Genomic DNA, 24,225 nt, shown 5'->3' with positions numbered 1-24,225 from the left:
CAAAAGTCACAATACACATGACTAAAAATGTCTGTGCTATTGTGGCTTTTTTAAATTGGTTAATTAATTACGTCTATGTTTTCTTAATTGAATCGCTTCTTCTTTTGCTGCAATCACTTCTGAACGATCACGCCGCATGTGATGGTCTACAATAAAAGGATCTGTTGCTGTTTCGTGATTATAATCATAATCTGGATAGTTGGCCTTGATGATGCGTTCAAAGTCTGGAGTTATTGGTAATATAACTGATGAAAAAGGCTTTGCTGTATTCAACTTTGCTATCTGTTGCTCAATTAACAACTGATAATCATTTAAATTAAGGTATAACGCATCTCTATCTTTAGCATTTTGTATTATTTCTTTAGATTTATTAAAAGACTTATAGGCGCCTTTTAAATTATTGCGGCGATAATGGTAACAAGCAGTTGCAAACAAGATTAAACTAACAACTGCATCTTGCTTACTGTAGTTATTTTCAGCTTTCCATGCATCTTCTAAAATGTCATGACATAGGAAATAATGTTGCTTAGTATGAAATTGATAATAGAAATTTATCAGTGCCTGTTGCATTTTGTTATCACCCCAATTTAAAAGTAAGTTATTTTCATGCTATAATATTTTAGAGAATTATGCACATATGACGCAATACGAGGTAGATATTATGTATGAAGTTAAATTAGATGCTTTCAATGGACCATTAGATTTATTACTGCATCTTATCCAAAAATTTGAAATAGATATTTATGATATTCCAATGCAAGCATTAACAGAGCAGTATATGCAGTACGTTCATGCAATGAAACAGCTTGAAATTAATATTGCAAGTGAATACCTAGTATTAGCGTCAGAACTCTTAATGATTAAAAGTAAGATGCTTTTACCACAATCAACATCAGATATGGATGTTGATGATGACCCACGTGAAGATTTAGTTGGGCGTTTAATAGAATATCAAAATTATAAAGAATATACTGCTATTTTAAATGACATGAAAGAAGAAAGAGATTTTTATTTTACAAAAAGACCGACAGATTTATCTCATTTGGAAACAGATGAATCTTGGGATCCAAATCATACGATTGACTTAACTGAATTAATTGTAGCTTATCAAAGAGTTAAAAATAGAGTTGAGTTAAATACACCTAAATCTGTTGAAATCCGAAAAGAGACATTTACCATTCAACAAGCTACAGAACAAGTGACATCGAGATTGAAAGATAAAGATCATTTTAACTTCTTTAGTCTGTTTACGTTTTCTGAGCCAATTGAACAAGTAGTCACTCACTTTTTAGCTATTTTAGAGATGTCAAAGGCAGGAATAATTAATATTGAGCAACAACGTAATTTTGAAGATATTAACATTGTTAGAGGAGTGAACTACCATTTTGGATAATCATGGTATATTAGAGTCGCTATTATTTACAGCTGGCGATGAAGGTTTAGATGAAAAACAGCTATTAGAAATTTTAGATATATCGAAAGACCAACTCGTAGAATTAATTGAAAATTATTCATCACATGGATTAATAATACAACGATTTGGAATGACGTATGTTTTAACGACTAAAAAAGAAGCGGCAACGTACATTGAACAATTAATTGAACAAAAGTCACAAATGAAATTATCACAAGCAGCAATGGAAGTACTATCAATTATTGCTTATAACCAACCATTATCAAGAAGTGATATTGAATTAATTCGTAGTATCAATTCAGATGGTGCAGTTAAAACATTGATTGCCAAAGGACTAGTTGAGGCTAAAGTGGTCAATGAACAGCGTAGCCAACAATTAATCACTACTGATTTATTTTTAAATGTATTTGGTATTTCAAGTATAGATGATTTGCCAACAACTGAAGAAGACGATGAAGAAATGGATGTTTTTTTCAGCAATCTAGTCAATCAAAAAGGAGAAAATAATGACTAAAGAATTAGAGAGATTACAAAAGCGTATAGCGAACAGTGGTTATACATCAAGACGTAAGGCAGAAACTTTAATTTCTGAAGGAAAAGTGAAAGTGAATGGTACAACTGTCACTGAATTAGGAACAAAAGTGAAGCCTTCAGACACGATTGAAGTTGAAGGTATTAAAATTGAACAAGAGGACAAGATTTACATATTATTCCATAAGCCAACACAAGTGATAACAAGTGTATCAGATGATAGAGGACGTACAGTGGTTACTGATTACTTTAAAGATATTGATGCTCGTATTTATCCTGTTGGACGCTTAGACTATGATACATCTGGATTGTTATTATTAACAAATGATGGAGAATTTACTAATTTAATGACACATCCTCGATATCAAATTAAGAAAAAATATGTTGCGAAACTAAAAGGCTATCTTATGCGAGAAGAAGTAAAAGCATTAGAAAAAGGCATAGAATTAGAAGATGGTTTAACACAACCAGCTGATGTAAAAGTTAAAAAACAAGATAAAGATAAAAATACAACTTTGGTTGAAATTACAATTACAGAAGGACGAAATCGACAAGTTAGAAGAATGTTTGAACACTTTGGTCATCAAGTAACAAAATTATCTCGTATTGAATATGGACCTTTAAATGTTGTTGGTTTAAATGCTGGCGAAGGCCGCGTATTGACACCTCATGAAGTTAAAGTAATGCGTCATCTTGCTGAACACGGAAAATAATTAGATAAAATATGTATTTATCACAAAGTTTGAGAATTTTTTCACAAAATTTTAGGTTTTTAATAACTGTATGCGTTTTCCTGTGATATAATACTTTTGTAAAGAAAAGCATGTGTGGGAGGTATGACCTGTATGTCGAACGAAATACTTATCGTAGATGATGAGGATAGAATCAGAAGATTACTTAAAATGTATTTAGAAAGAGAATCTTTTGAAATCCATGAAGCGAGTAATGGGCAAGAAGCTTATGATCTTGCAATGGAGAATAATTATGCTTGCATACTACTAGATTTAATGTTGCCTGAAATGGATGGTATCCAGGTGGCAACTAAATTGCGTGAACATAAACAAACACCAATTATTATGTTGACTGCTAAAGGTGAAGAAACAAACCGTGTTGAAGGTTTTGAATCTGGTGCAGATGATTATATCGTCAAACCGTTTTCACCTAGAGAAGTAGTCTTAAGAGTTAAAGCACTTCTAAGAAGAACGCAATCTACAACTGTAGAACAAAGCGAACCTCACGCACGTGATGTGATTGAATTTAAACATTTAGAAATAGATAATGATGCACATCGCGTACTTGCTGATAATCAAGAAGTCAATTTGACTCCTAAAGAGTACGAATTATTAATATATTTAGCTAAAACACCAAATAAAGTATTTGACCGTGAACAATTATTAAAAGAAGTTTGGCATTATGAATTCTATGGTGATTTAAGAACAGTTGATACTCATGTTAAACGACTTAGAGAAAAGTTGAATCGTGTGTCTAGCGAAGCTGCGCATATGATTCAAACAGTCTGGGGCGTTGGGTATAAATTTGAGGTTAAATCTAATGATGAGCCGGCTAAATAGTGTCGTAATTAAACTGTGGTTAACTATTATTTTAATAGTGACGACAGTTTTAATTTTATTAAGTATTGCGTTAATTACCTTTATGCAATACTATTTCACACAAGAAACCGAAAATGCCATAAGAGAAGATGCTAGACGAATTAGTTCACTGGTCGAACAATCGCACAATAAAGAAGAAGCAATCAAATATAGTCAAACATTAATTGAAAACCCTGGTGGGTTAATGATTATAAATAATAAACATCGTCAATCTTCAGCTTCACTTTCTAATATTAAAAAGCAAATGTTGAATGAAGTAGTCAACAACGACCATTTTGACGATGTGTTTGATAAAGGTAAATCTGTTACTCGAAATGTAACGATTAAAGAAAAGGGCTCATCTCAAACATATATTTTGTTAGGCTATCCAACAAAAGCACAGAAGAATAGTCATAGCAAATATAGTGGAGTCTTTATATATAAAGACTTGAAATCAATCGAAGATACAAATAATGCTATTACGATTATCACTATAATTACGGCTGTTATTTTCTTAACAATTACAACAGTCTTTGCTTTTTTCTTATCGTCAAGAATTACAAAACCTTTAAGGCGCTTAAGAGACCAAGCTACACGTGTATCTGAAGGGGATTACTCTTATAAACCTTCTGTCACAACGAAAGATGAAATTGGTCAATTATCGCAGGCATTTAATCAGATGAGTACAGAAATCGAAGAGCATGTCGACGCATTATCCACATCTAAAAATATTAGAGACAGCTTAATTAACTCTATGGTAGAAGGTGTCCTAGGTATTAATGAGAGTCGACAAATTATCTTATCGAATAAGATGGCGAATGATATTATGGACAATATTGATGAAGATGCCAAAGCTTTCTTATTAAGACAAATTGAAGATACTTTTAAATCAAAACAAACTGAAATGCGTGATTTAGAAATGAATGCACGATTCTTTGTTGTGACCACAAGCTATATCGACAAGATTGAACAGGGAGGTAAAAGTGGCGTTGTTGTGACAGTTCGTGATATGACTAATGAGCACAATCTAGATCAAATGAAGAAAGATTTCATTGCTAATGTATCACATGAATTACGTACACCGATATCATTACTTCAAGGCTATACTGAATCAATTGTAGATGGTATTGTTACAGAACCGGATGAAATAAAAGAATCGCTTGCCATTGTCCTTGATGAATCGAAACGTTTAAATCGTTTAGTTAATGAATTGTTAAATGTCGCTCGCATGGATGCTGAAGGGTTATCCGTAAATAAAGAAATTCAGCCTATTGCAGCGTTACTAGATAAGATGAAAATTAAGTATCGCCAACAAGCTGATGATTTAGGTCTAAATATGACTTTTAATTATTGTAAGAAGCGTGTTTGGAGTTATGATATGGATCGAATGGACCAAGTACTAACGAACTTAATTGATAATGCATCACGTTATACGAAACCTGGTGATGAAATTGCAATTACTTGTGATGAAAATGAAAGCGAAGATATTTTATACATTAAAGATACAGGCACAGGCATTGCACCAGAACATTTACAACAAGTATTTGATCGTTTTTATAAAGTTGATGCAGCGAGAACGCGAGGTAAACAAGGTACCGGTTTAGGTTTGTTCATTTGTAAAATGATTATCGAAGAGCATGGTGGTTCCATTGATGTTAAAAGCGAATTAGGAAAAGGCACAACGTTTATTATCAAACTACCAAAGCCGGAATAAAACTGAATATAGTTATTTCAGAACGCATGTTATTGATTAGAGACTCTAATTTATAGCATGCGTTTTTTGATTGATGTCGAAAGTTTTGTATGTGGATTAGGACTTAGGGTTTAAGGTTTTTGCGAATATCAACTATTAAATATATTACTAATTTATACAAAAATATAAAGTTTGATAAAGTTATTTATTTGATTATAAAAATAGGGTAAAATATAGATATATTGTATTAATTAAATTATTCGAGGTGTCATATGAAAAAATTCATTGGATCAGTTTTAGCTACGACATTAATTTTAGGGGGATGTTCCACGATGGAAAATGAATCAAAAAAAGACACAAAAACAGAAACAAAATCTGTACCAGAAGAAATGGAAGCTTCAAAATATGTAGGCCAAGGCTTTCAACCACTTGCAGAAAAAGATGCGATTGAATTTGCGAAGAAGCATAAAGATAAAATTGCCAAACGAGGCGAACAATTTTTTATGGATAACTTCGGTTTAAAAGTTAAAGCTACCAATGTTGTAGGTAGTGGCGACGGCGTAGAAGTATTCGTGCATTGTGATGACCACGACATCGTATTTAATGCGAGTATTCCATTCGACAAATCAATTATTGACAGTGATAGCTCATTAAGAAGTGAGGACAAAGGTGATGATATGAGTATGATGGTGGGTACAGTACTAAGTGGCTTTGAATATCGAGCGCAAAAAGAAAAGTATGATAACTTATATAAATTTTTCAAAGATAATGAAGAGAAATACCAATATACAGGCTTTACAAAAGAAGCAATAAACAAGACGCAAAATGTCGGATATAAAAATGAATATTTTTATATCACCTACTCGTCAAGAAGCTTAAAAGAATATCGTAAGTATTACGAACCATTGATTCATAAAAATGATAAAGAATTTAAAGAAGGAATGGAACAAGCCAGAAAAGAAGTGAATTACGCTGCTAATACTGTATCTGTAACAACATTGTTTAGTACAAAGAAAAATTTTACTAAAGATAATACAGTTGATGATGTAATTGAACTGAGTGATAAATTATATAATTTTAAAAATAAGCCAGAAAAATCTACAATTACAATTCAAATAGGAAAGCCTACTATTAATACTAAAAAAGCCTTTTATGATGATAATGATCCAATAGAATATGGAGTGTATCGTAAAGATGAATAAAATTAATGATAGAGATTTAACTGAGTTAAGTGGTTACTGGGTTTATCAAGATATAAATACAAATAAAGAAATTAAAGTTAATGGAAAACGATTTATGCAAGTAGATAGTTACAATGATGATAAAAATAGGAATTTGAATGGTGCTGCTGATATTAAAATATATGAGTTGTTAGATGATAAAAGTAAACCAACAGGCCAACAGACTATCGTCTATCAAGGAACTTCTAATGAGGCAATTAATCCTAAAAACCCACTTAGGTCTAAAAATATCGGTGATGATTGGATACAAAACATCAAATTAATGAATGATTCAAATATGTCCACACAATATTTGAATCAAGCGGATGAATTTTCAAATCAATATAAGAAAAAAATAGAAGATGCAAATAAATTATCAAAAAGTGAATTTCTTAGAAAATATAATACAAATCCTAAAAATTACAAGCACAAAAGCATTGTAGCTGACGGTGGTAATTCCGAAGGTGGCGCAGGAGCAAAATATCATGGGGCCAAACATCAAAATGAAAATATAGTTGCTTCTAATCCTGCTATGTTACCATATGCTTCATGGGAACAATATAAAAATTCAAAATTTAAAAATATGATTAGTTTTCATAGTACAAATGACTTACTATCATGGTTACAAGATCCATTTGCGAAAGAAATGCCAGGTAAAAGAATTAATATAAGAGATGGTGTTCCAACTTTAAATGGATTAATTGATAGTCATCTTGGTTTTAAAAGGGAATTCAATTCGAAATCTAATGAATATAAGGATATACCTGTTCATAAAATAGAATCGGTCAAGGATACAGAGATTAAAAATGGAAAAGAAGTGAAAAAGGTTATAAATATAAATCTAGACATGGATGGTAGAATTCCAATAAATGTTTGGACAGGGGATTCAATAGCGAGGTCAGGTAAAGGGGAAAATATTAAGTTAGATATTGAGAAATTAGGTGATTTATACCAACTTGTTACAGGGGAAACAAGCATTATGTTACAAGAATGTGTGACATTTTTAAATGAAAGTTTTAATATATCTCAGTCGGAAAATTCTTATTTTGGAGATAGAAAGCATAAGTTAAAACAAAAATTTAAGAATGTAATTGAAATTGATGTTTTAGAAAATATGAGTAGAGACATTACATCTAAAAAGAATGAGTTATTTGAAAGTATAGATTCTTTTATGGATAAAATTGGACCTATTGCAATTTTAGTTCCAGCTTTAAACTTGAAACCGTTAAAGTGGGGTATTAATAAGGTCGATAGTCAACTCCAGAGTGGAATAGAAAGAATTCACGACTCAATCGATAAAATATTAGTAAAAATGTTTAAAAATTTAGATCATGATTTACAAGATGGTGTGACGGAAGAAATGATGAAACATTTAAAAATCGTTAGCGAAAATATCGTTCTAATTAAAAATCAAAATGACATTTATGGTAATCAAATTGCTGATATAAAAAGTATCATGTCCTATCAAGATGCTACTATTATGGATGGAAACCTAAATATCAATTATAATGGTCAACATATGGTTTCGGGTAAAGTTAACCTTTCAAAATATTTATCAAGAAAAATGACTATTTTAAAAAATCATATTGATAATGCTGTTGAAGAATTATCTGATTATATTCAAAAAGTTTATAATGAAAATTTCAAAGAGTTAGTAAGAAATATAAATAACACAACAGAAATTATAAAAGGAATTATAGATGGTCTTAATTTATTAATTACAATGTTATACGAAAAAAGAATCATTGATGGTTTAAAAGAATCCTCTATTGATCGAAAACAATTTGAAAATTCAATAGAAGAATTAAAAATAAACCTAACAAAATGGACAGATTTTTTACATGATTTAAAGGCAGCATCGCCGATTTTAGAAAATCACTTAGATGATATAGTTAGAAATATGAAACCGTTAATTGTTAATCAGATTTTTGAACCATCACATTATGACGATATGTTTATTTTAAACACACAAGCTCATGCGCGTCTTGATCAAATGGCACAACAGTTTGAAGTTGTTTGTAATGGCTTGAACGAAAATGAAGGACAAGCTATTCAAACAATGGATCAATCTGCCTCGTTAATTCGTTCAAACTTAATTCAAGTTAAAGAGCAATTAGAAAAACTAGCAGTATACTAATTAATTTATTAAAAGCTACTTGTTTTCATTGAGAATAAGTAGTTTTTTCAAACATAAAAGTTTTACAAACACATAAATGGGTGATGTGCTATGTTTAAAAGAACTAAACTAATCTTAATAGCAACGATACTACTATCAGGATGTTCAACTACCAATAACGAATCCAACAATGAAACAAAATCAGTACCAGAAGAAATGGAAGCTTCCAAATATGTAGGACAAGGCTTCCAACCACCTGCAGAAAAAGATGCGATTGAATTTGCAAAGAAGCATAAAGATAAAATAGCTAAACGTAGTGAACAATTTTTTATGGATAACTTCGGTCTAAAAGTTAAAGCTACCAATGTTGTAGGTAGTGGCGACGGCGTAGAAGTATTCGTGCATTGTGATGACCACGACATCGTATTTAATGCGAGTATTCCATTTGACAAATCAATTATTGACAGTAATAGCTCATTAAGAAGTGAGGACAAAGGCGATGATATGAGTACTTTAGTAGGTACAGTGTTGAGTGGCTTTGAATATCGAGCACAAAAAGAAAAGTATGACAATTTATATAAATTTTTCAAAGATAATGAAAAGAAATATCAATATACAGGATTTACAAAAGAGGCAATTAACAAGACACAAAATAGTGGATGTGAAAATGAATATTTTTATATTACGACTATACCGTATAATTTAACTGAGTATAGAGACTATTTTGAACCATTATTAAACAAAAGTGACAGTGAATTTTCAAAAGAATTGTCAAATGTTAAGAAGCAATTAAAAGATAAGTCTAAAGTTTCGGTAACTACTACTCTATTTAGTAAAAAAAAGAACTATACTAAAAAAAGTAACAGTGAAAATGTAATAAAAATGGCAGAAGAAATAAAAAAAGAAAAAGAGATACCAAACGGTATAGATCTTAGTATAAAATTTTCGGACAATAAAATAAATACAGTTAAACCAAATTATAACGGTAAAAGCACTTCAGAATATGGTGTGTTTGATCAAGAATAAAATAAATGATGAATATTTAACGGAGATTAGTGTATATTGGATAGATTAAGTATTGAAAGACAATTCTACTATTGTTGTGAAGGCAAATAAGTAGAAGGTTTTAAGTATAACTTCTGGCGATTTAAATAATAATATAAATGGAAGTGCTGATATAAAACTTTTTGACCTACTAGATTCTTATAATTTGCTTTCCATTTTATGACGATCTTGACCCAATTGAGTGATAGAATCAAAAAACCATCCCAACAACTGACAAAACCACAAACCAATCAAACCTACTCAAACAATGCTCGCAAATCACCAATGTATCACTCTCCAATTACGTAACTATGATCTAATTAAAGCATAGTTATTGAGGTTTTGTGATATATAGTATAAAATTAATGAGAATTAAATTTAATAATGTAAAATTCATCTTCGGGGTCGGGTGTAATTCCCAACCGGCAGTAAATAAAGCCTGCGACCTGCTAATATGTTTCATATTAGTGGCTGATCTAGTGAGATTCTAGAGCCGACAGTATAGTCTGGATGGGAGAAGATGGAGGTTTTTTGTTGTGCAATAATCCTCCTATTCTTACGAGATGAATGGAAGGAGAAAATTGAATATGCAACAAAATAAACGTCTTATCACAATAAGTATGTTGAGCGCGATTGCGTTTGTGTTAACTTTTATCAAGTTTCCTATACCATTTTTGCCACCATACTTAACTTTAGATTTTAGTGATGTACCGTCACTACTAGCTACATTTACGTTTGGACCAGTTGCCGGTATCATAGTTGCACTGGTTAAAAATTTATTGAACTACTTATTTAGTATGGGCGATCCAGTTGGACCATTTGCTAACTTTTTAGCAGGCGCAAGTTTCTTATTAACTGCTTACGCCATCTATAAAAATAAACGTTCAACAAAATCTTTGATTACTGGATTAATCATTGCAACAATCATTATGACTATCGTTTTGAGTATCTTGAACTATTTCGTTTTATTACCTTTGTACGGTATGATATTTAACTTAGCTGATATCGCAAATAATCTTAAAGTAATCATTGTTTCAGGAATTATACCATTCAATATTATTAAAGGTATCGTCATTTCTATTGTATTTATATTACTATATAGAAGGCTTGCGAATTTCTTGAAAAGAATTTAATCAAATTAAAGCAAAATAATATACACATAATAATAAAAAGCAGGTGACTATCAATAAACGATAGCTTACCTGCTTTTTCTATGGAACATTTGTCTAAAAAATCAATTATTCATATTTTAAAGCGTCCCCGTCAAATGATTCGTCTGCAATTTTTATAGAATCTGTAGGGCAACCATCTAATGCATCTTCCATGTCTTCATATAATTCTTCTGGTACTTCTGCAGTACCTTGGTTATCGTCAAGGATTACGAAAGCAATACCTTCGTCGTCGTAATCATATATATCTGGCGCTGCTGCACCGCATGCACCACATGCAATACAAGTATCCATATCAACGATTGTATATTTTGCCAATGTCTTCGCCTCCTTTGATAAAAATGCTAAAATAGTAATGTGACTAAAATTTTAGACAGCATCATTTTTATTTTCAAATTATCCGTTTTACAGAGTGAGGGTTAAACTTGCAACACATTATAAAAACAGCATTACAACAAACATTTAACTATAAAACAAATAAAAGTATTTACAATATCTTAGTTGGTAAGAAATCTCACCAAACCTTTTTTGACGCTTGTAGTCAACAACAGTTGTCATTATATCACAGTTTACCACTATTAAAATATCCGTCTTTTGAGCTATTTTTAGAAAATATAACTGAATTTAATGCTGAAATGGAAATTATGTTGCATCCTAGATATACATTTGAAAGCCTGGGGCAAACATTTCAAGCAATTCAACTATTAGTGCAAACCATGTCTAATACTATGCAGCAAGATTTTCGTTTCGTACCAATCTCTCAAAATAATAAGATACAAGAAACTGTAAAAATTGTCTATAACTATATTAAAGAAAACCAATTACAAATTGACTTTGAAAATGAACTACATAACTTGTTTAAAGCAATAACTTTAAAAGGGCCATGTTACTTACATTATTATTTGCAAGGCTATGATGAACCAATGTATACGAGACAGCAAGTTAGTTTAATAGAAAAACTATCTCAACAGCAATTGTTTGAATACGAAATGAATAATTTAGTGACAATGATGTTTGAATTAGAAAGTGGAGAATATACTATTTTATCAAAAATAATAATGAAACCTACATTATTAAATCAAACCTATATTACTTATACAAGATTGCTTGAACAATTCACGATGGAAGATATAGCGGCTCAACAACAAGTTAAAATCAATACTATCGAAGATCATGTACTTGAAATCTTAATCAAAGGTTATATGTCTAATTACGATGATTATGTTGAACAAGAAGATCAACTGCAATTTTTGAATTTTTATCAACAGCATCGTGGCGAACGATTAAAATTTTACAAAGAACAATTTGACACGTTATCATATTTTCAATTAAAAGTATTAATCGTTGGATTTGAAAGAGGTGATTTGAATGTTGCATGATATTTTACGAAACAAATTTGGTTTCGAGAGTTTTAAACCGGGACAACAGGAAATTATAGAAAGTATAATGTCTCAACAACACACTCTAGGTATTCTTCCAACTGGAAGCGGAAAGAGTTTGTGTTATCAAATACCTACGTATTTATCAGGTAAGCCGACATTAATTATCTCACCGTTAATATCTTTAATGGATGACCAAGTTATGCAGTTGAAAATAAATGGAGAAAAACGTGTAACATGTATTCACTCTGGTATGGATGAAATTGAGAAAAAGCATAATATTAAATGTTTACGACATAGCCGCTTCATCTTTCTAAGTCCAGAATTTCTCCTGCAACCGTCAAATTTTAAATTAATATCTATGATAGACTTTGGCATGATTGTTCTAGATGAAGCACATTGCCTATCTGAATGGGGATATGATTTCAGACCACATTATGCTCTAATAGGAAAAGTAACAAAGCATTTTAAAGAAGCGGTAGTCTTAGCATTGACAGCAACTGCACCACCGCATTTACAAGATGATTTGACGGAAATGTTAGCAATTCAATTCAACGTTATTAAAACTACAATGAATCGCCCAAACATAAGCTTTAAGCATCTTAATTTTCATGATGATGAAGATAAAATTGAGTGGTTGCTACCGTTTCTACAACAGTCGGGACCAACGATTATTTATGTCTCATCGAAAAAGATGTGTCTGAATTTAGCGCAACTTATTTATGATTCAGGTTTTCTCACTGGCATTTATCATGGTGATATGAATTATCAAGAGCGACACACAGTTCAACAACAATTTTTAAATAATGATATTCCGATTATAGTCGCAACGAGTGCTTTTGGTATGGGAATTAATAAAAAAGATATTCGCACAATCATTCACTTTCATCTTTCAACAAGTCCTTCTAACTACATTCAAGAAATTGGCCGTGCGGGTCGCGATGGTGAACTAAGTCAGGCAATTAGTTTATTTCAACCGGACGATAAATATATTTTAGAAACGTTATTATTTGCAGATATGATAACAGAAGAAGATGTACAAAAATTCGAAATAGGAGAATTTTTAGCACCCGATAAACAAGACGTTTTGACAACGTTGCATTCATTCTATAGTATCGGCGCCTTGAAACAGATATTTAAGCAATCATTTAAACGAAAGCAATTAGGATTCTTTCGCATGATTGGCTATTGCAAATTGGATCAATGTAGACGGAAGTATTTATTAGAATTTTTCGGTGAATATCCACCGGCACAAGATCGATGTTGTGACAATGATTCTAATATAACTGATATCGTAATTTTAAATAAGAAGAAGGTAATTAGAAGTATTGGGTTTGATGAAAAGTTGCAAAATTTATTTCTCAGATAGTATTACTTTACTAAAAGAAAATTGACAAGCTATAATTAGTGTATACACAATTGAAAAATGATTGAAATAATTTTGAAAAATATACATAAACTTGTGTCATACGGGTATATTTTATGTAAAATCATTGTAATAGAATAGAAAGGAAGATGGCTATGTCTAATAATTTTAAAGATGACTTTGAAAAAAATCGTCAATCGATAGACACAAATTCACATCAAGACCATACGGAAGATGTCGAAAAAGACCAATCAGAATTAGAACATCAAGATACAACAGAGAATACGGAGCAACAGTTCCCACCAAGAAATGCCCAAAGAAGAAAAAGACGCCGTGATTTAGCAACAAATCATAACAAACAACATCACGATGAATCACAAGCATCTGACGACAATGCTCACAATGAGGCTGGCACATTAGATGATCGTCAAGTCGAATCATCAGCGCATAGTTCTGTAAATCAAGAACCTAGCCATCAAGACAGTACATCTCAACATGAAGAGGAATATTATAATAAGAATGCTTTTGCAATGGATAAATCACATCCAGAACCAATCGAAGACAATGATAAACACGAGACTATTAAAGATGCAGAAAATAACACTGAGCATTCAACAGTTTCTGATAAGAGTGAAGCTGAACAATCTCAGCAACCTAAACCATATTTTGCAACAGGTGCTAACCAAGCAAATACATCAAAAGATAAACATGATGATGTAACTGTTAAGCAAGACAAAGATGAATCTAAAAATCATCATAGTGGTAAAAAAGGTGCAGTAATTGGTGCTGGAACAGCGGGTGTAGCAGGTGCAGCTGGTGCAATGGGTGTTTCTAAAGCTAAGAAACATTCAAATGACGCTCAAAAGAAAAGTAATTCTGGCAAGGCGAATAACTCGACTGAGGATAAAGCGTCTCAAGATAAGTCTAAAGATCATCATAATGGTAAAAAAGGTGCAGCAATCGGTGCTGGAACAGCAGGTTTGGCTGGAGGCGCAGCAAGTAAAAGTGCTTCTGCCGCTTCAAAACCACATGCCTCTAATAATGCAAGTCAAAACCATGATGAACATGACCATCATGATAGAGATAAAGAACGTAAAAAAGGTGGCATGGCCAAAGTATTGTTACCATTAATTGCAGCTGTACTAATTATCGGTGCATTAGCGATATTTGGAGGCATGGCATTAAACAATCATAATAATGGTACAAAAGAAAATAAAATCGCGAATACAAATAAAAATAATGCTGATGAAAGTAAAGACAAAGACACATCTAAAGACGCTTCTAAAGATAAATCAAAATCTACAGACAGTGATAAATCAAAAGATGATCAAGACAAAGCGACTAAAGATGAATCTGATAATGATCAAAACAACGCTAATCAAGCGAACAATCAAGCACAAAATAATCAAAATCAACAACAAGCTAATCAAAATCAACAACAGCAACAACAACGTCAAGGTGGTGGCCAAAGACATACAGTGAATGGTCAAGAAAACTTATACCGTATCGCAATTCAATACTACGGTTCAGGTTCACCGGAAAATGTTGAAAAAATTAGACGTGCCAATGGTTTAAGTGGTAACAATATTAGAAACGGTCAACAAATCGTTATTCCATAATATAACTATATAAATTGTAACTGAACTGCTATATACAAACGTGCATATTATAAAGTTTCTCTAAATATTATAGAAAACTTAAATTGCGCTTATAAGTATGTAGCAGTTTTTTCATTTTCAAAGTTTGTTATTTAACAAGGTGTTGTCTCAAATATTGACATATCAATTTAACTTTTTACATAGATCAAAAAGATAAAACACCATAATCAACAAATTTAACAAGGAAGAATAAAAAATAAATCAACATATTAAATTGTAGTGTTATTCAACTCCGTAGCTAACAATTCTATATTCACATTAAACAAATTGTCAAAAATATATCATAAATCTTCAAGCACAGACTTAGCACATCAATCACTGAACTGTTATAATAGTTTGGGATTAAAGGAGGCCGAAACAATGCAAAAAGTTGAAAGTATCATAATTGGTGGAGGGCCATGCGGATTAAGTGCGGCTATTGAACAAAAAAGAAAAGGTATTGATACCTTAATTATTGAAAAGGGTAATGTCGTTGAATCAATCTACAATTATCCTACTCACCAAACATTTTTCTCATCAAGTGATAAATTAAGTATTGGGGACGTACCGTTTATCGTTGAAGAAAGTAAACCAAGACGTAATCAAGCGCTAGTTTATTACCGAGAAGTTGTAAAACATCATCAATTAAAAGTAAATGCATTTGAAGAAGTATTAACTGTTAAAAAAATGAATAATAAATTTACAATTACTACGACGAAAGATGTTTATGAATGTCGATTTTTAACAATCGCGACAGGCTATTATGGTCAGCATAATACATTAGAAGTTGAAGGTGCGGATTTACCTAAAGTGTTCCATTATTTTAAAGAGGCACATCCGTATTTTGATCAAGATGTTGTTATTATTGGTGGTAAGAATTCGGCTATCGATGCTGCTTTGGAGTTGGAAAAAGCTGGTGCTAACGTGACGGTTCTATATCGTGGTGGAGATTATTCGCCTTCAATTAAACCGTGGATACTTCCAAATTTCACAGCATTAGTAAATCATGAAAAAATTGACATGGAATTTAATGCTAATGTTACCCAAATAACTGAAGATACTGTGACTTATGAAGTAAATGGTGAAAGTAAAACAATACACAATGATTATGTATTTGCGATGATTGGTTATCATCCCGATTATGAATTTTTAAAATCTGTAGGCATTCAAATTAATACAAATGAATTTGGAACAGCGCCTATGTATAATAAAGAAACATACGAAACAAATATCGAAAATTGCTACATTGCAGGTGTGATTGCTGCAGGGAACGATGCGAATACCATTTTTATTGAAAATGGTAAATTCCACGGTGGCATTATTGCTCAAAGCATGCTAGCTAAGAAACAAACGCCGTTAGAATCATAAAAATAAAGGTCTATGTACTAAATAACTTAGTTTTACAACGACTGACATTCATGAGATGTCAAATGAGGTTGATGACTAATTATTGTACATAGACCTTTTTATGTTACGTAATCATTATAATTCAAAATATGATTTGATTTCAGCTTTATCTAAATTGTTGCTTAACGCGACTAATAATTTTAATCTTGCTTTTGGACCATTCAAACCGTTAGAAAAAATAAAACCTTGTTGTGCGAGTTGGTAACCACCACCATCGTATGCGTAAGTTGGACTCACAATGCCATTAAAGGAACGTGAAACTAGCACAATAGGTATATTTAAAGATACTAATTGTTGAATGCCATCTAATGCGCTTGGAGGTATGTTACCTTGTCCTAACGCTTCAATAACCATACCATCGATACCTTCACGACTATAAAAACTAAAAATGTCACCTGGCATACCCATATATGCTTTTACTAATGGTACATTTAGTTTGTCATTGACATTTTCCAATGCTTGTTGGCGATATGGCATATGATGGAATTGCACACGATCCTTTGTCAATACACCTAGCGGACCATGATTTGGACTTTGAAATGTGTTTGTATTAGACGTATGTGTTTTGGTAACATTACGCGCCGTATGAATTTCATCATTAAATACAACCATCACGCCTTTATGACGGGCCTTTTCATCAGAGGCAACGCGAATAGCGGAAATATAATTATATAATCCGTCAGAACCAATTTCATTAGACGAGCGCATTGCGCCAGTAATAACAACAGGTTGCTCGATACCTAATATTAAATCAAGTAAAAAGGCAGTTTCTTCTAACGTATCGGTACCATGCGTGATAACGAAACCATCATAATATTTATTTGATACTGCTTCTAAAATAATATCCTTTAATTGTTTAACATGTTGGATTGTCATATGAGGTGAAGGTACATTAAAAGGATTTAATTCATCTATTTGTGCATATTGATTTATGACATCTTGATGCATTGAAATAGGGTTGATATCATTTGTTACTACTTTATTAGATTGGTCTTGTGACATACTAATGGTGCCACCAGTATGAATAACAAGTAGATGTTTCATATATTTCCTCCTATATTTCATTTACTTAATTATGATAAAATATTATTCATAAAACGACAAGGAAGGGAAATGACGCATGAAAGCCATTAATATTGCATTAGATGGTCCAGCTGCTGCCGGAAAAAGTACAATTGCGAAACGTGTAGCCAGTGAACTATCAATGATTTATGTAGATACAGGAGCAATGTATCGTGCATTAACATACAAATATTTAAAATTAAACAAAACTGAGGACTTTGCAAAACTAGTTGACCAAACAACATTAGATTTAACTTATAAAGCAGATAAAGGTCAATGTGTCATTTTAGATAACGAAGATGTAACAGACTTTTTGAGAAACAATGATGTGACGCAACATGTTTCATACGTTGCATCTAAAGAGCCAGTACGTTCATTCGCCGTTAAAAAACAAAAAGAGTTAGCTGCAGAAAAAGGTATCGTAATGGATGGTCGCGATATCGGAACTGTAGTGCTACCAGATGCAGATTTAAAAGTATATATGATTGCATCAGTTGAAGAGCGAGCAGAAAGAAGATATAAAGATAATCAATTAAGAGGTATCGAATCAAATTTTGAAGATTTAAAACGTGATATAGAAGCACGTGATCAATATGACATGAACCGTGAAATATCACCATTAAGAAAAGCAGATGATGCAGTGACTTTAGATACGACAGGCAAGACGATTGAAGAAGTTACTGACGAAATTTTAGCGATGGTTAGTCAAATTAAATAATCTAGTAAGTCATAACTATCTATTTGTAATGTGCAACGCTTAACGCATATGCAAATTGAATGTGCTGATAATGATTTACTCAAATTAAAAGGTGATTTTTATTCAACGATGAATAAAAGTTGCCTTTTTACTTTTGGTGAAAGTTAATGCGTCAGTCAATTGTGTAAGTTTTTTAAAAAGTAAACAGAAATAATAAAGGTAAATTATTAGAATTCCAAAAATAATTCATTACATTCATAAAGCATTTTACAAATGGTAAGAAAATGAGTGTTACAAATCTAAGTATTGCAAAAGAAGCTGTTTTAGTCACAAAAAATGACCTATGTAATAATTCGAGAAAGATGCACTATATACGGTCTTCTTACTATTCAAATGTAAAAGTTGCTTATTTGCGTGGCTTTTTGTTTTATAAAAGTATAAAATTTTACTATAATATATCTTGTAGAGAACAATGAAATGACAGACTTATAAAACAAAATAGTGAGCTATGCTAATTTTTATACAAAAAATATGTATAAACATAGCGGACTTTATTACTTGTTTGAATATATGGTTGTAATAAATATATGTCCAACTAATTCACAGAATGAGATTAAGTGACATATTTATGGATACAACTAATTTACTAAATGTAATAAAGGTAGAATTTCTTGACAATTCTGTCAGTTTATAAGATGTTATAAATATGTAGTGTATAAGGAGGCAAACAAGATGACTGAAGAATTCAATGAATCAATGATTAACGATATTAAAGAAGGTGACAAAGTCACTGGCGAGGTACAACAAGTTGAAGACAAGCAAGTTGTTGTTCATATCAACGGTGGTAAATTTAATGGGATTATTCCTATTAGTCAACTATCTACGCATCATATTGATAGCCCAAGTGAAGTTGTAAAAGAGGGCGACGAAGTTGAAGCATATGTCACTAAAGTTGAGTTTGATGAAGAAAATGAAACTGGAGCTTACATCTTATCTAGAAGACAACTTGAAACTGAGAAGTCTTATAGTTATTTACAAGAAAAATTAGATAATAATGAAATCATCGAAGCAAAAGTAACAGAAGTAGTTAAAGGTGGTTTGGTTGTTGATGTAGGACAAAGAGGTTTTGTTCCGGCTTCACTAATTTCAACAGACTTCATTGAGGATTTCTCTGTGTTTGATGGACAAACAATTCGTATTAAAGTTGAAGAATTGGATCCTGAAAATAATAGAGTCATTTTAAGCCGTAAAGCAGTTGAACAAGAAGAAAACGATGCTAAAAAAGATCAATTATTACAATCTTTAAATGAAGGCGATGTTATTGATGGTAAAGTAGCGCGTTTAACTCAATTTGGTGCATTTATAGACATTGGCGGTGTTGATGGTTTAGTGCATGTATCTGAACTTTCTCACGAACATGTTCAAACACCAGAAGAAGTAGTTTCAATTGGTCAAGATGTTAAAGTTAAAATTAAATCTATTGATAGAGATACAGAACGTATTTCATTATCAATCAAAGATACGTTACCAACACCTTTCGAAAATATTAAAGGTCAATTCCACGAAAATGATGTCATTGAAGGTGTCGTAGTAAGATTGGCAAACTTTGGTGCATTTGTTGAAATTGCATCAGGTGTACAAGGACTTGTACATATTTCTGAAATTGCACACAAACACATTGGTACGCCAGGTGAAGTGTTAGAACCTGGTCAACAAGTAAATGTTAAAATATTAGGTATTGATGAAGAGAATGAAAGAGTATCACTATCTATTAAAGCAACATTACCAAACGAAGATGTTGTTGAAAGCGATCCTTCTACGACTAAGGCGTACTTAGAAAGCGAAGAAGAAGATAATCCAACAATTGGCGATATGATTGGTGATAAACTTAAAAATCTTAAACTATAATTTAATATTTAATAGTCAACTCCACATGTTTATGATTGCATGTGGAGTATTTTTTTGTAACAAAATATATTCGGAATGATAACGTGGACAAATTTAACTAAGTGTTTTATAAGATAAAGTTTTAAGTGCTGATTTTTATCATTACAGTAATAAACTCATTTTGAATACACAGTCTCATGTGATATTATTAAAAAGATATAAGAAAGAGAGGAAGTTAGCTTATGACTAAACCTATAGTAGCTATTGTAGGTAGGCCTAACGTAGGTAAATCTACAATTTTTAATAGAATAGTTGGAGAACGTGTTTCGATTGTTGAAGATACGCCAGGTGTAACACGAGATCGTATTTATTCTTCAGGTGAGTGGTTAACACATGATTTCAATATTATTGATACAGGTGGTATTGAAATTGGTGATGCACCATTCCAAACACAAATTAGAGCGCAGGCAGAAATCGCCATAGATGAAGCGGATGTTATTATTTTTATGGTTAACGTGCGTGAAGGATTGACACAAAGCGATGAAATGGTCGCTCAAATTTTATACAAATCTAAAAAACCGGTCGTATTAGCGGTTAACAAAGTAGATAATATGGAAATGCGTACAGACGTGTATGATTTCTATTCATTAGGATTTGGTGAACCGTATCCGATATCAGGGTCACATGGTTTAGGGCTTGGTGACTTGTTAGATGCAGTTGTTTCTCATTTTGGTGAAGAGGAAGAAGACCCATATGATGAAGATACGATTCGTCTTTCAATAATTGGACGTCCGAATGTAGGTAAATCAAGTTTAGTAAATGCTATTTTAGGTGAAGATCGTGTCATTGTCTCTAATGTTGCAGGAACAACAAGAGATGCAATCGATACTGAATATAGTTATGATGGACAAGATTATGTTTTGATTGATACTGCTGGTATGCGAAAAAAAGGTAAAGTATATGAATCAACTGAAAAATATTCAGTGTTAAGAGCCTTAAAAGCGATTGAACGTTCAAATGTTGTTTTAGTGGTCATTGATGCAGAACAAGGCATTATTGAACAAGATAAACGTGTTGCAGGATATGCACATGAACAAGGTAAAGCAGTCGTGATTGTCGTAAATAAATGGGATACTGTGGAAAAAGATAGTAAAACGATGAAGAAATTTGAGGATGAAGTACGTAAAGAATTCCAATTTTTAGATTATGCACAAATTGCTTTTGTGTCTGCTAAAGAACGCACAAGATTACGTACATTATTCCCTTACATTAATGAAGCAAGTGAAAACCATAAAAAACGTGTACAAAGTTCAACTTTAAATGAAGTTGTTACTGATGCAATTTCCATGAACCCTACACCAACAGACAAAGGTAGACGTTTGAATGTCTTTTATGCAACACAAGTTGCTATAGAGCCACCGACATTTGTTGTATTTGTTAATGATGTAGAATTAATGCATTTTTCTTATAAACGCTATTTAGAGAATCAAATCCGTGCCGCTTTTGGTTTTGAAGGTACACCAATTCATATTATAGCTCGAAAGAGAAATTAACGATTGGGGGATAACAATGACTAAAATTACCGTTTTTGGTATGGGAAGTTTTGGAACAGCCCTTGCCAATGTTCTTGCAGAAAATGGACATGATGTTTTGATGTGGGGTAAAAATCAAGATGCTGTTGATGAATTAAATACATGTCATACAAATAAAAAGTATTTAAAATACGCGAAATTAGATGATAGCATTATCGCTACTTCAGATATGACCAAAGCAATTCAATTTGCTGACATTTATTTAATGGCTTTACCTACTAAAGCAATGCGAGAAGTTGCTACTCAAATTAATGATAAGCTGACATCTAAAAAGACTTTTATACATGTTGCTAAAGGTATTGAAAATGGGACGTTTAAACGTGTGTCAGAAATGATTGAAGATTCTATTTCACCTGAATATAATGCAGGTATTGGCGTGTTGTCAGGGCCAAGTCATGCGGAAGAAGTGGTAGTCAAGCAACCAACTACAGTTGCGGCATCATCAAAAGATAAAAGTGTAAGTAAATTAACACAAGATTTATTTATGAATGATTATTTACGTGTGTACACGAATGATGACTTGATTGGTGTTGAACTTGGTGGTGCATTGAAAAATATCATCGCAGTTGCAAGTGGTATCGTAGCTGGAATTGGCTACGGTGATAATGCAAAAGCTGCATTAATGACTCGTGGCTTAGCGGAAATTAGCAGATTAGGTGAAAAGTTAGGTGCCGATCCTATGACATTTCTAGGTTTAGGTGGTATCGGTGACTTAATCGTTACTTGCACATCAACACATTCTCGAAATTTCACATTAGGATATAAACTTGGACAAGGTGAATCAATGGATCAAGCATTATCTGAAATGAATATGGTTGTTGAAGGTATTTATACAACTAAATCCGTTTATCATTTAGCTAAAGAAAAAAATGTGGATATGCCAATTACAAATGCATTATATAGAGTGTTATTTGAAAATATATCAGTAAAAGAATGCGTAAAAGATTTAATGGAGCGCGATAAAAAATCTGAATAAAATGTGTATTATTACACATATACAGCTAATAATTACGTAAAATGAATAGAAATGGCTTAAATTCAACGTTTTTGCCACATAAATGATTGCGATTTATGTAATGCTTGTGTTAAAGTTTTACCATAATGATATAAACATATCATTATCAAACCTCAGGAGGTGAATGTCTAATGAACAAAACAGATTTAATCAATGCAGTTGCAGAGCAAGCTGATTTAACTAAAAAAGAAGCTGGTTCAGCAGTAGATGCTGTATTCGAATCAATCCAAAACTCACTTGCTAAAGGTGAAAAAGTACAATTAATTGGTTTCGGTAACTTTGAGGTACGTGAACGTGCTGCACGTAAAGGTCGTAACCCTCAAACTGGTAAAGAAATTGATATCCCAGCAAGTAAAGTTCCAGCATTCAAAGCTGGTAAAGCATTAAAAGATGCTGTAAAATAATTTTACTTAAAAAGCCCTGAATAAGGGCTTTTTATTTTGCTTTTAATACTTACAAACTGTACATAAATTGTAATGTTCTTCTAAGTTTTTAATCTTTGGAACATCCATTGTTTAAGCGTTCAAAATATTTCATGACATAATAGTTTTGATAAAAATAGCAACTACAAAATATACATATGAATAATTAGATTAATTGGTAGTGTTGAATTTACTTAAAAGGTAACCATGTCTACTATAGTATTTTATGTTATTTAAAGTGATGAATAATGTAAATGAAGTAAGGGTTATTATGAGAATTACAAAAGCTACATAAATTACTGTTAGTTTAAATTGAAATTTAAAAATGATAAGTAATCTTAATGCTTCAAAAGATTTTAATTTCTTACATATAATGTTAATATGAATAGTGATAATATCGTGAGGTGTAGACATGGAAACAACTGTTAGCAAATTGGAAAGACAAATATTAGAAAGATTAAAGGGCGTATCAGAATATGAATCCATTAATATTAATCATCGGTTAGGTAAGTTACTCGATTTATATGATATTCCAGATGTTGCCAAAGTAGCATGCCTCACAATTGACACATCAATGAGACACCTTGATGACATTACATATAATCATTTGTCTAAGCATTCCATTTTGATTGGAGATTTAATTAGTGCACATTTTTATACGCTACTAGCAGAAATCAATGATTTATCATTTCAAAATGAAATTAGTAAAGCAATTGTTGAAATTAATGAATTGAAATCTTCATTACATCATCAAGCTTTAAATGATTATGAAATTTCTCAAGCAATAGTAAAAATTGAAACACTTTTCCCATATATTACGTTATCTCATTTCGGTATCAATATTGATGAGTCGGAAATATATAATTATTTATTTGAAGATATGTCTGATTACTATCCATCATACTTCAAGAAATATAATCAAAGTGAAGTAAAGCATTACTTACACGATATCCAAAAAAGTTATTTAAAAAGTAGAGGTAATTAA

The 24,225-nt window shown here is 31.8% G+C and carries 24 protein-coding genes and 1 riboswitch; of the genes, 21 read left to right on the top strand and 3 right to left on the bottom strand.

Annotated elements, in window-relative coordinates:
* Positions 1-63: 63 nt before the first annotated feature.
* On the bottom strand, positions 64-570 hold the full coding sequence (locus HMPREF2658_RS04880) for a DUF309 domain-containing protein (protein ID WP_001183432.1): 507 nt from the start codon (positions 568-570) through the stop codon (positions 64-66).
* 91 nt (positions 571-661) lie between these two features.
* Between HMPREF2658_RS04880 and HMPREF2658_RS04875 the strand changes: the two genes are divergently transcribed.
* The 9 genes from HMPREF2658_RS04875 to HMPREF2658_RS04830 all read left to right on the top strand — a co-directional run bounded on the left by HMPREF2658_RS04875 (position 662) and on the right by HMPREF2658_RS04830 (position 10,740).
* A complete protein-coding gene (locus HMPREF2658_RS04875) occupies positions 662-1,393 on the top strand; it encodes a segregation and condensation protein A (protein ID WP_000273372.1) in 732 nt (243 codons plus the stop codon).
* The gene (gene scpB, locus HMPREF2658_RS04870) at positions 1,386-1,928 is read left to right on the top strand and encodes an SMC-Scp complex subunit ScpB (protein ID WP_000368647.1); all 543 of its coding nucleotides are present in this window, start codon (positions 1,386-1,388) and stop codon (positions 1,926-1,928) included. The genes HMPREF2658_RS04875 and scpB overlap by 8 nt, the downstream gene beginning before the upstream one ends.
* The gene (locus HMPREF2658_RS04865) at positions 1,921-2,658 is read left to right on the top strand and encodes a pseudouridine synthase (RefSeq protein ID WP_000159580.1); all 738 of its coding nucleotides are present in this window, start codon (positions 1,921-1,923) and stop codon (positions 2,656-2,658) included. The genes scpB and HMPREF2658_RS04865 overlap by 8 nt, the downstream gene beginning before the upstream one ends.
* Before the next feature lie 132 nt (positions 2,659-2,790).
* Positions 2,791-3,516 (top strand): two-component system response regulator SrrA, encoded by a 726-nt coding sequence (gene srrA, locus HMPREF2658_RS04860; RefSeq protein WP_000064074.1) that lies wholly within the window; start codon positions 2,791-2,793, stop codon positions 3,514-3,516.
* Entirely contained in the window at positions 3,497-5,248 is a 1,752-nt protein-coding gene (gene srrB / locus HMPREF2658_RS04855; RefSeq protein ID WP_000987760.1) for a two-component system sensor histidine kinase SrrB, read from the top strand. Before srrA ends, srrB begins: the two co-directional genes overlap by 20 nt.
* 251 nt (positions 5,249-5,499) lie before the next feature.
* Positions 5,500-6,429: a DUF1672 domain-containing protein gene (locus HMPREF2658_RS04850; protein WP_070854225.1), complete on the top strand. Its 930-nt coding sequence runs from the start codon at positions 5,500-5,502 to the stop codon at positions 6,427-6,429.
* Positions 6,422-8,584 carry a hypothetical protein gene (locus tag HMPREF2658_RS04845; protein ID WP_001033750.1) on the top strand — a complete coding sequence of 721 codons (2,163 nt, stop codon included), beginning with the start codon at positions 6,422-6,424 and terminating at the stop codon, positions 8,582-8,584. Before HMPREF2658_RS04850 ends, HMPREF2658_RS04845 begins: the two co-directional genes overlap by 8 nt.
* 90 nt (positions 8,585-8,674) lie before the next feature.
* On the top strand, positions 8,675-9,589 hold the full coding sequence (locus HMPREF2658_RS04840; protein ID WP_000476856.1) for a DUF1672 domain-containing protein: 915 nt from the start codon (positions 8,675-8,677) through the stop codon (positions 9,587-9,589).
* Between the two features lie 409 nt (positions 9,590-9,998).
* Positions 9,999-10,133: riboswitch (FMN riboswitch) on the top strand.
* A gap of 61 nt (positions 10,134-10,194) precedes the next feature.
* A complete protein-coding gene (locus HMPREF2658_RS04830) occupies positions 10,195-10,740 on the top strand; it encodes an ECF transporter S component (protein ID WP_001186906.1) in 546 nt (181 codons plus the stop codon).
* A 105-nt stretch (positions 10,741-10,845) separates the two neighbouring features.
* Here HMPREF2658_RS04830 and HMPREF2658_RS04825 read toward each other — a convergent pair whose 3' ends face one another.
* A complete protein-coding gene (locus HMPREF2658_RS04825; protein WP_001151999.1) occupies positions 10,846-11,094 on the bottom strand; it encodes a ferredoxin in 249 nt (82 codons plus the stop codon).
* Positions 11,095-11,201: 107 nt separating this feature from the next.
* Here HMPREF2658_RS04825 and HMPREF2658_RS04820 point away from each other — a divergent pair, with 107 nt between their 5' ends.
* The 4 genes from HMPREF2658_RS04820 (at position 11,202) to ypdA (ending at position 16,526) form a co-directional block, all read left to right on the top strand.
* Positions 11,202-12,155, top strand: coding sequence for a YpbB family protein (locus HMPREF2658_RS04820; RefSeq protein ID WP_001163808.1), 954 nt, complete (start codon positions 11,202-11,204; stop codon positions 12,153-12,155).
* Positions 12,145-13,524, top strand: coding sequence for a RecQ family ATP-dependent DNA helicase (locus HMPREF2658_RS04815; RefSeq protein ID WP_000902118.1), 1,380 nt, complete (start codon positions 12,145-12,147; stop codon positions 13,522-13,524). The genes HMPREF2658_RS04820 and HMPREF2658_RS04815 overlap by 11 nt, the downstream gene beginning before the upstream one ends.
* 152 nt (positions 13,525-13,676) lie before the next feature.
* The gene (gene ebpS / locus HMPREF2658_RS04810; RefSeq protein ID WP_000069306.1) at positions 13,677-15,140 is read left to right on the top strand and encodes an elastin-binding protein EbpS; all 1,464 of its coding nucleotides are present in this window, start codon (positions 13,677-13,679) and stop codon (positions 15,138-15,140) included.
* A 399-nt stretch (positions 15,141-15,539) separates the two neighbouring features.
* On the top strand, positions 15,540-16,526 hold the full coding sequence (gene ypdA, locus HMPREF2658_RS04800; protein WP_001174260.1) for a bacillithiol disulfide reductase YpdA: 987 nt from the start codon (positions 15,540-15,542) through the stop codon (positions 16,524-16,526).
* 114 nt (positions 16,527-16,640) lie between these two features.
* Here the strand turns inward: ypdA and HMPREF2658_RS04795 are convergent, their stop codons facing one another.
* Positions 16,641-17,609: an asparaginase gene (locus tag HMPREF2658_RS04795; protein WP_000681753.1), complete on the bottom strand. Its 969-nt coding sequence runs from the start codon at positions 17,607-17,609 to the stop codon at positions 16,641-16,643.
* Positions 17,610-17,685: 76 nt separating this feature from the next.
* Between HMPREF2658_RS04795 and cmk the strand changes: the two genes are divergently transcribed.
* From cmk to HMPREF2658_RS04745, 8 genes are all read left to right on the top strand, one after another.
* A complete protein-coding gene (gene cmk, locus HMPREF2658_RS04790; protein ID WP_000644393.1) occupies positions 17,686-18,345 on the top strand; it encodes a (d)CMP kinase in 660 nt (219 codons plus the stop codon).
* 30 nt (positions 18,346-18,375) lie between these two features.
* The gene (locus HMPREF2658_RS04785) at positions 18,376-18,492 is read left to right on the top strand and encodes a hypothetical protein (RefSeq protein ID WP_001806145.1); all 117 of its coding nucleotides are present in this window, start codon (positions 18,376-18,378) and stop codon (positions 18,490-18,492) included.
* Between the two features lie 116 nt (positions 18,493-18,608).
* Positions 18,609-18,800, top strand: a complete 192-nt coding sequence (locus HMPREF2658_RS04775) for a hypothetical protein (RefSeq protein ID WP_011382287.1) — start codon at positions 18,609-18,611, stop codon at positions 18,798-18,800.
* A gap of 256 nt (positions 18,801-19,056) precedes the next feature.
* Positions 19,057-20,232 carry a 30S ribosomal protein S1 gene (gene rpsA, locus HMPREF2658_RS04770; protein WP_000133956.1) on the top strand — a complete coding sequence of 392 codons (1,176 nt, stop codon included), beginning with the start codon at positions 19,057-19,059 and terminating at the stop codon, positions 20,230-20,232.
* A gap of 221 nt (positions 20,233-20,453) precedes the next feature.
* On the top strand, positions 20,454-21,764 hold the full coding sequence (gene der, locus HMPREF2658_RS04765; protein WP_000165530.1) for a ribosome biogenesis GTPase Der: 1,311 nt from the start codon (positions 20,454-20,456) through the stop codon (positions 21,762-21,764).
* Between the two features lie 16 nt (positions 21,765-21,780).
* Positions 21,781-22,779, top strand: coding sequence for an NAD(P)H-dependent glycerol-3-phosphate dehydrogenase (locus HMPREF2658_RS04760; RefSeq protein WP_000161733.1), 999 nt, complete (start codon positions 21,781-21,783; stop codon positions 22,777-22,779).
* Positions 22,780-22,949: 170 nt separating this feature from the next.
* On the top strand, positions 22,950-23,222 hold the full coding sequence (locus tag HMPREF2658_RS04755; RefSeq protein WP_001043863.1) for an HU family DNA-binding protein: 273 nt from the start codon (positions 22,950-22,952) through the stop codon (positions 23,220-23,222).
* Between the two features lie 430 nt (positions 23,223-23,652).
* Positions 23,653-24,225: a heptaprenyl diphosphate synthase component 1 gene (locus HMPREF2658_RS04745; RefSeq protein WP_000450565.1), complete on the top strand. Its 573-nt coding sequence runs from the start codon at positions 23,653-23,655 to the stop codon at positions 24,223-24,225.

Source organism: Staphylococcus sp. HMSC062H10 (genome assembly GCF_001836945.1).
Classification (GTDB): domain Bacteria; phylum Bacillota; class Bacilli; order Staphylococcales; family Staphylococcaceae; genus Staphylococcus; species Staphylococcus aureus.
This window is presented reverse-complemented; position numbering and strand designations above follow the sequence as displayed.

What these genes read in the sequence shown, in the direction of transcription:
- HMPREF2658_RS04880 (WP_001183432.1), bottom strand. Translation starts at nt 570, where the DNA reads ATGCAACAGGCACTGATAAATTTCTATTATCAATTTCATACTAAGCAA.
- HMPREF2658_RS04875 (WP_000273372.1), top strand. Translation starts at nt 662, where the DNA reads ATGTATGAAGTTAAATTAGATGCTTTCAATGGACCATTAGATTTATTA.
- HMPREF2658_RS04865 (WP_000159580.1), top strand. Translation starts at nt 1,921, where the DNA reads ATGACTAAAGAATTAGAGAGATTACAAAAGCGTATAGCGAACAGTGGT.
- srrA (WP_000064074.1), top strand. Translation starts at nt 2,791, where the DNA reads ATGTCGAACGAAATACTTATCGTAGATGATGAGGATAGAATCAGAAGA.
- srrB (WP_000987760.1), top strand. Translation starts at nt 3,497, where the DNA reads ATGATGAGCCGGCTAAATAGTGTCGTAATTAAACTGTGGTTAACTATT.
- HMPREF2658_RS04850 (WP_070854225.1), top strand. Translation starts at nt 5,500, where the DNA reads ATGAAAAAATTCATTGGATCAGTTTTAGCTACGACATTAATTTTAGGG.
- HMPREF2658_RS04845 (WP_001033750.1), top strand. Translation starts at nt 6,422, where the DNA reads ATGAATAAAATTAATGATAGAGATTTAACTGAGTTAAGTGGTTACTGG.
- HMPREF2658_RS04840 (WP_000476856.1), top strand. Translation starts at nt 8,675, where the DNA reads ATGTTTAAAAGAACTAAACTAATCTTAATAGCAACGATACTACTATCA.
- HMPREF2658_RS04830 (WP_001186906.1), top strand. Translation starts at nt 10,195, where the DNA reads ATGCAACAAAATAAACGTCTTATCACAATAAGTATGTTGAGCGCGATT.
- HMPREF2658_RS04815 (WP_000902118.1), top strand. Translation starts at nt 12,145, where the DNA reads ATGTTGCATGATATTTTACGAAACAAATTTGGTTTCGAGAGTTTTAAA.
- ebpS (WP_000069306.1), top strand. Translation starts at nt 13,677, where the DNA reads ATGTCTAATAATTTTAAAGATGACTTTGAAAAAAATCGTCAATCGATA.
- ypdA (WP_001174260.1), top strand. Translation starts at nt 15,540, where the DNA reads ATGCAAAAAGTTGAAAGTATCATAATTGGTGGAGGGCCATGCGGATTA.
- HMPREF2658_RS04795 (WP_000681753.1), bottom strand. Translation starts at nt 17,609, where the DNA reads ATGAAACATCTACTTGTTATTCATACTGGTGGCACCATTAGTATGTCA.
- cmk (WP_000644393.1), top strand. Translation starts at nt 17,686, where the DNA reads ATGAAAGCCATTAATATTGCATTAGATGGTCCAGCTGCTGCCGGAAAA.
- HMPREF2658_RS04775 (WP_011382287.1), top strand. Translation starts at nt 18,609, where the DNA reads ATGAGTGTTACAAATCTAAGTATTGCAAAAGAAGCTGTTTTAGTCACA.
- rpsA (WP_000133956.1), top strand. Translation starts at nt 19,057, where the DNA reads ATGACTGAAGAATTCAATGAATCAATGATTAACGATATTAAAGAAGGT.
- der (WP_000165530.1), top strand. Translation starts at nt 20,454, where the DNA reads ATGACTAAACCTATAGTAGCTATTGTAGGTAGGCCTAACGTAGGTAAA.
- HMPREF2658_RS04760 (WP_000161733.1), top strand. Translation starts at nt 21,781, where the DNA reads ATGACTAAAATTACCGTTTTTGGTATGGGAAGTTTTGGAACAGCCCTT.
- HMPREF2658_RS04755 (WP_001043863.1), top strand. Translation starts at nt 22,950, where the DNA reads ATGAACAAAACAGATTTAATCAATGCAGTTGCAGAGCAAGCTGATTTA.
- HMPREF2658_RS04745 (WP_000450565.1), top strand. Translation starts at nt 23,653, where the DNA reads ATGGAAACAACTGTTAGCAAATTGGAAAGACAAATATTAGAAAGATTA.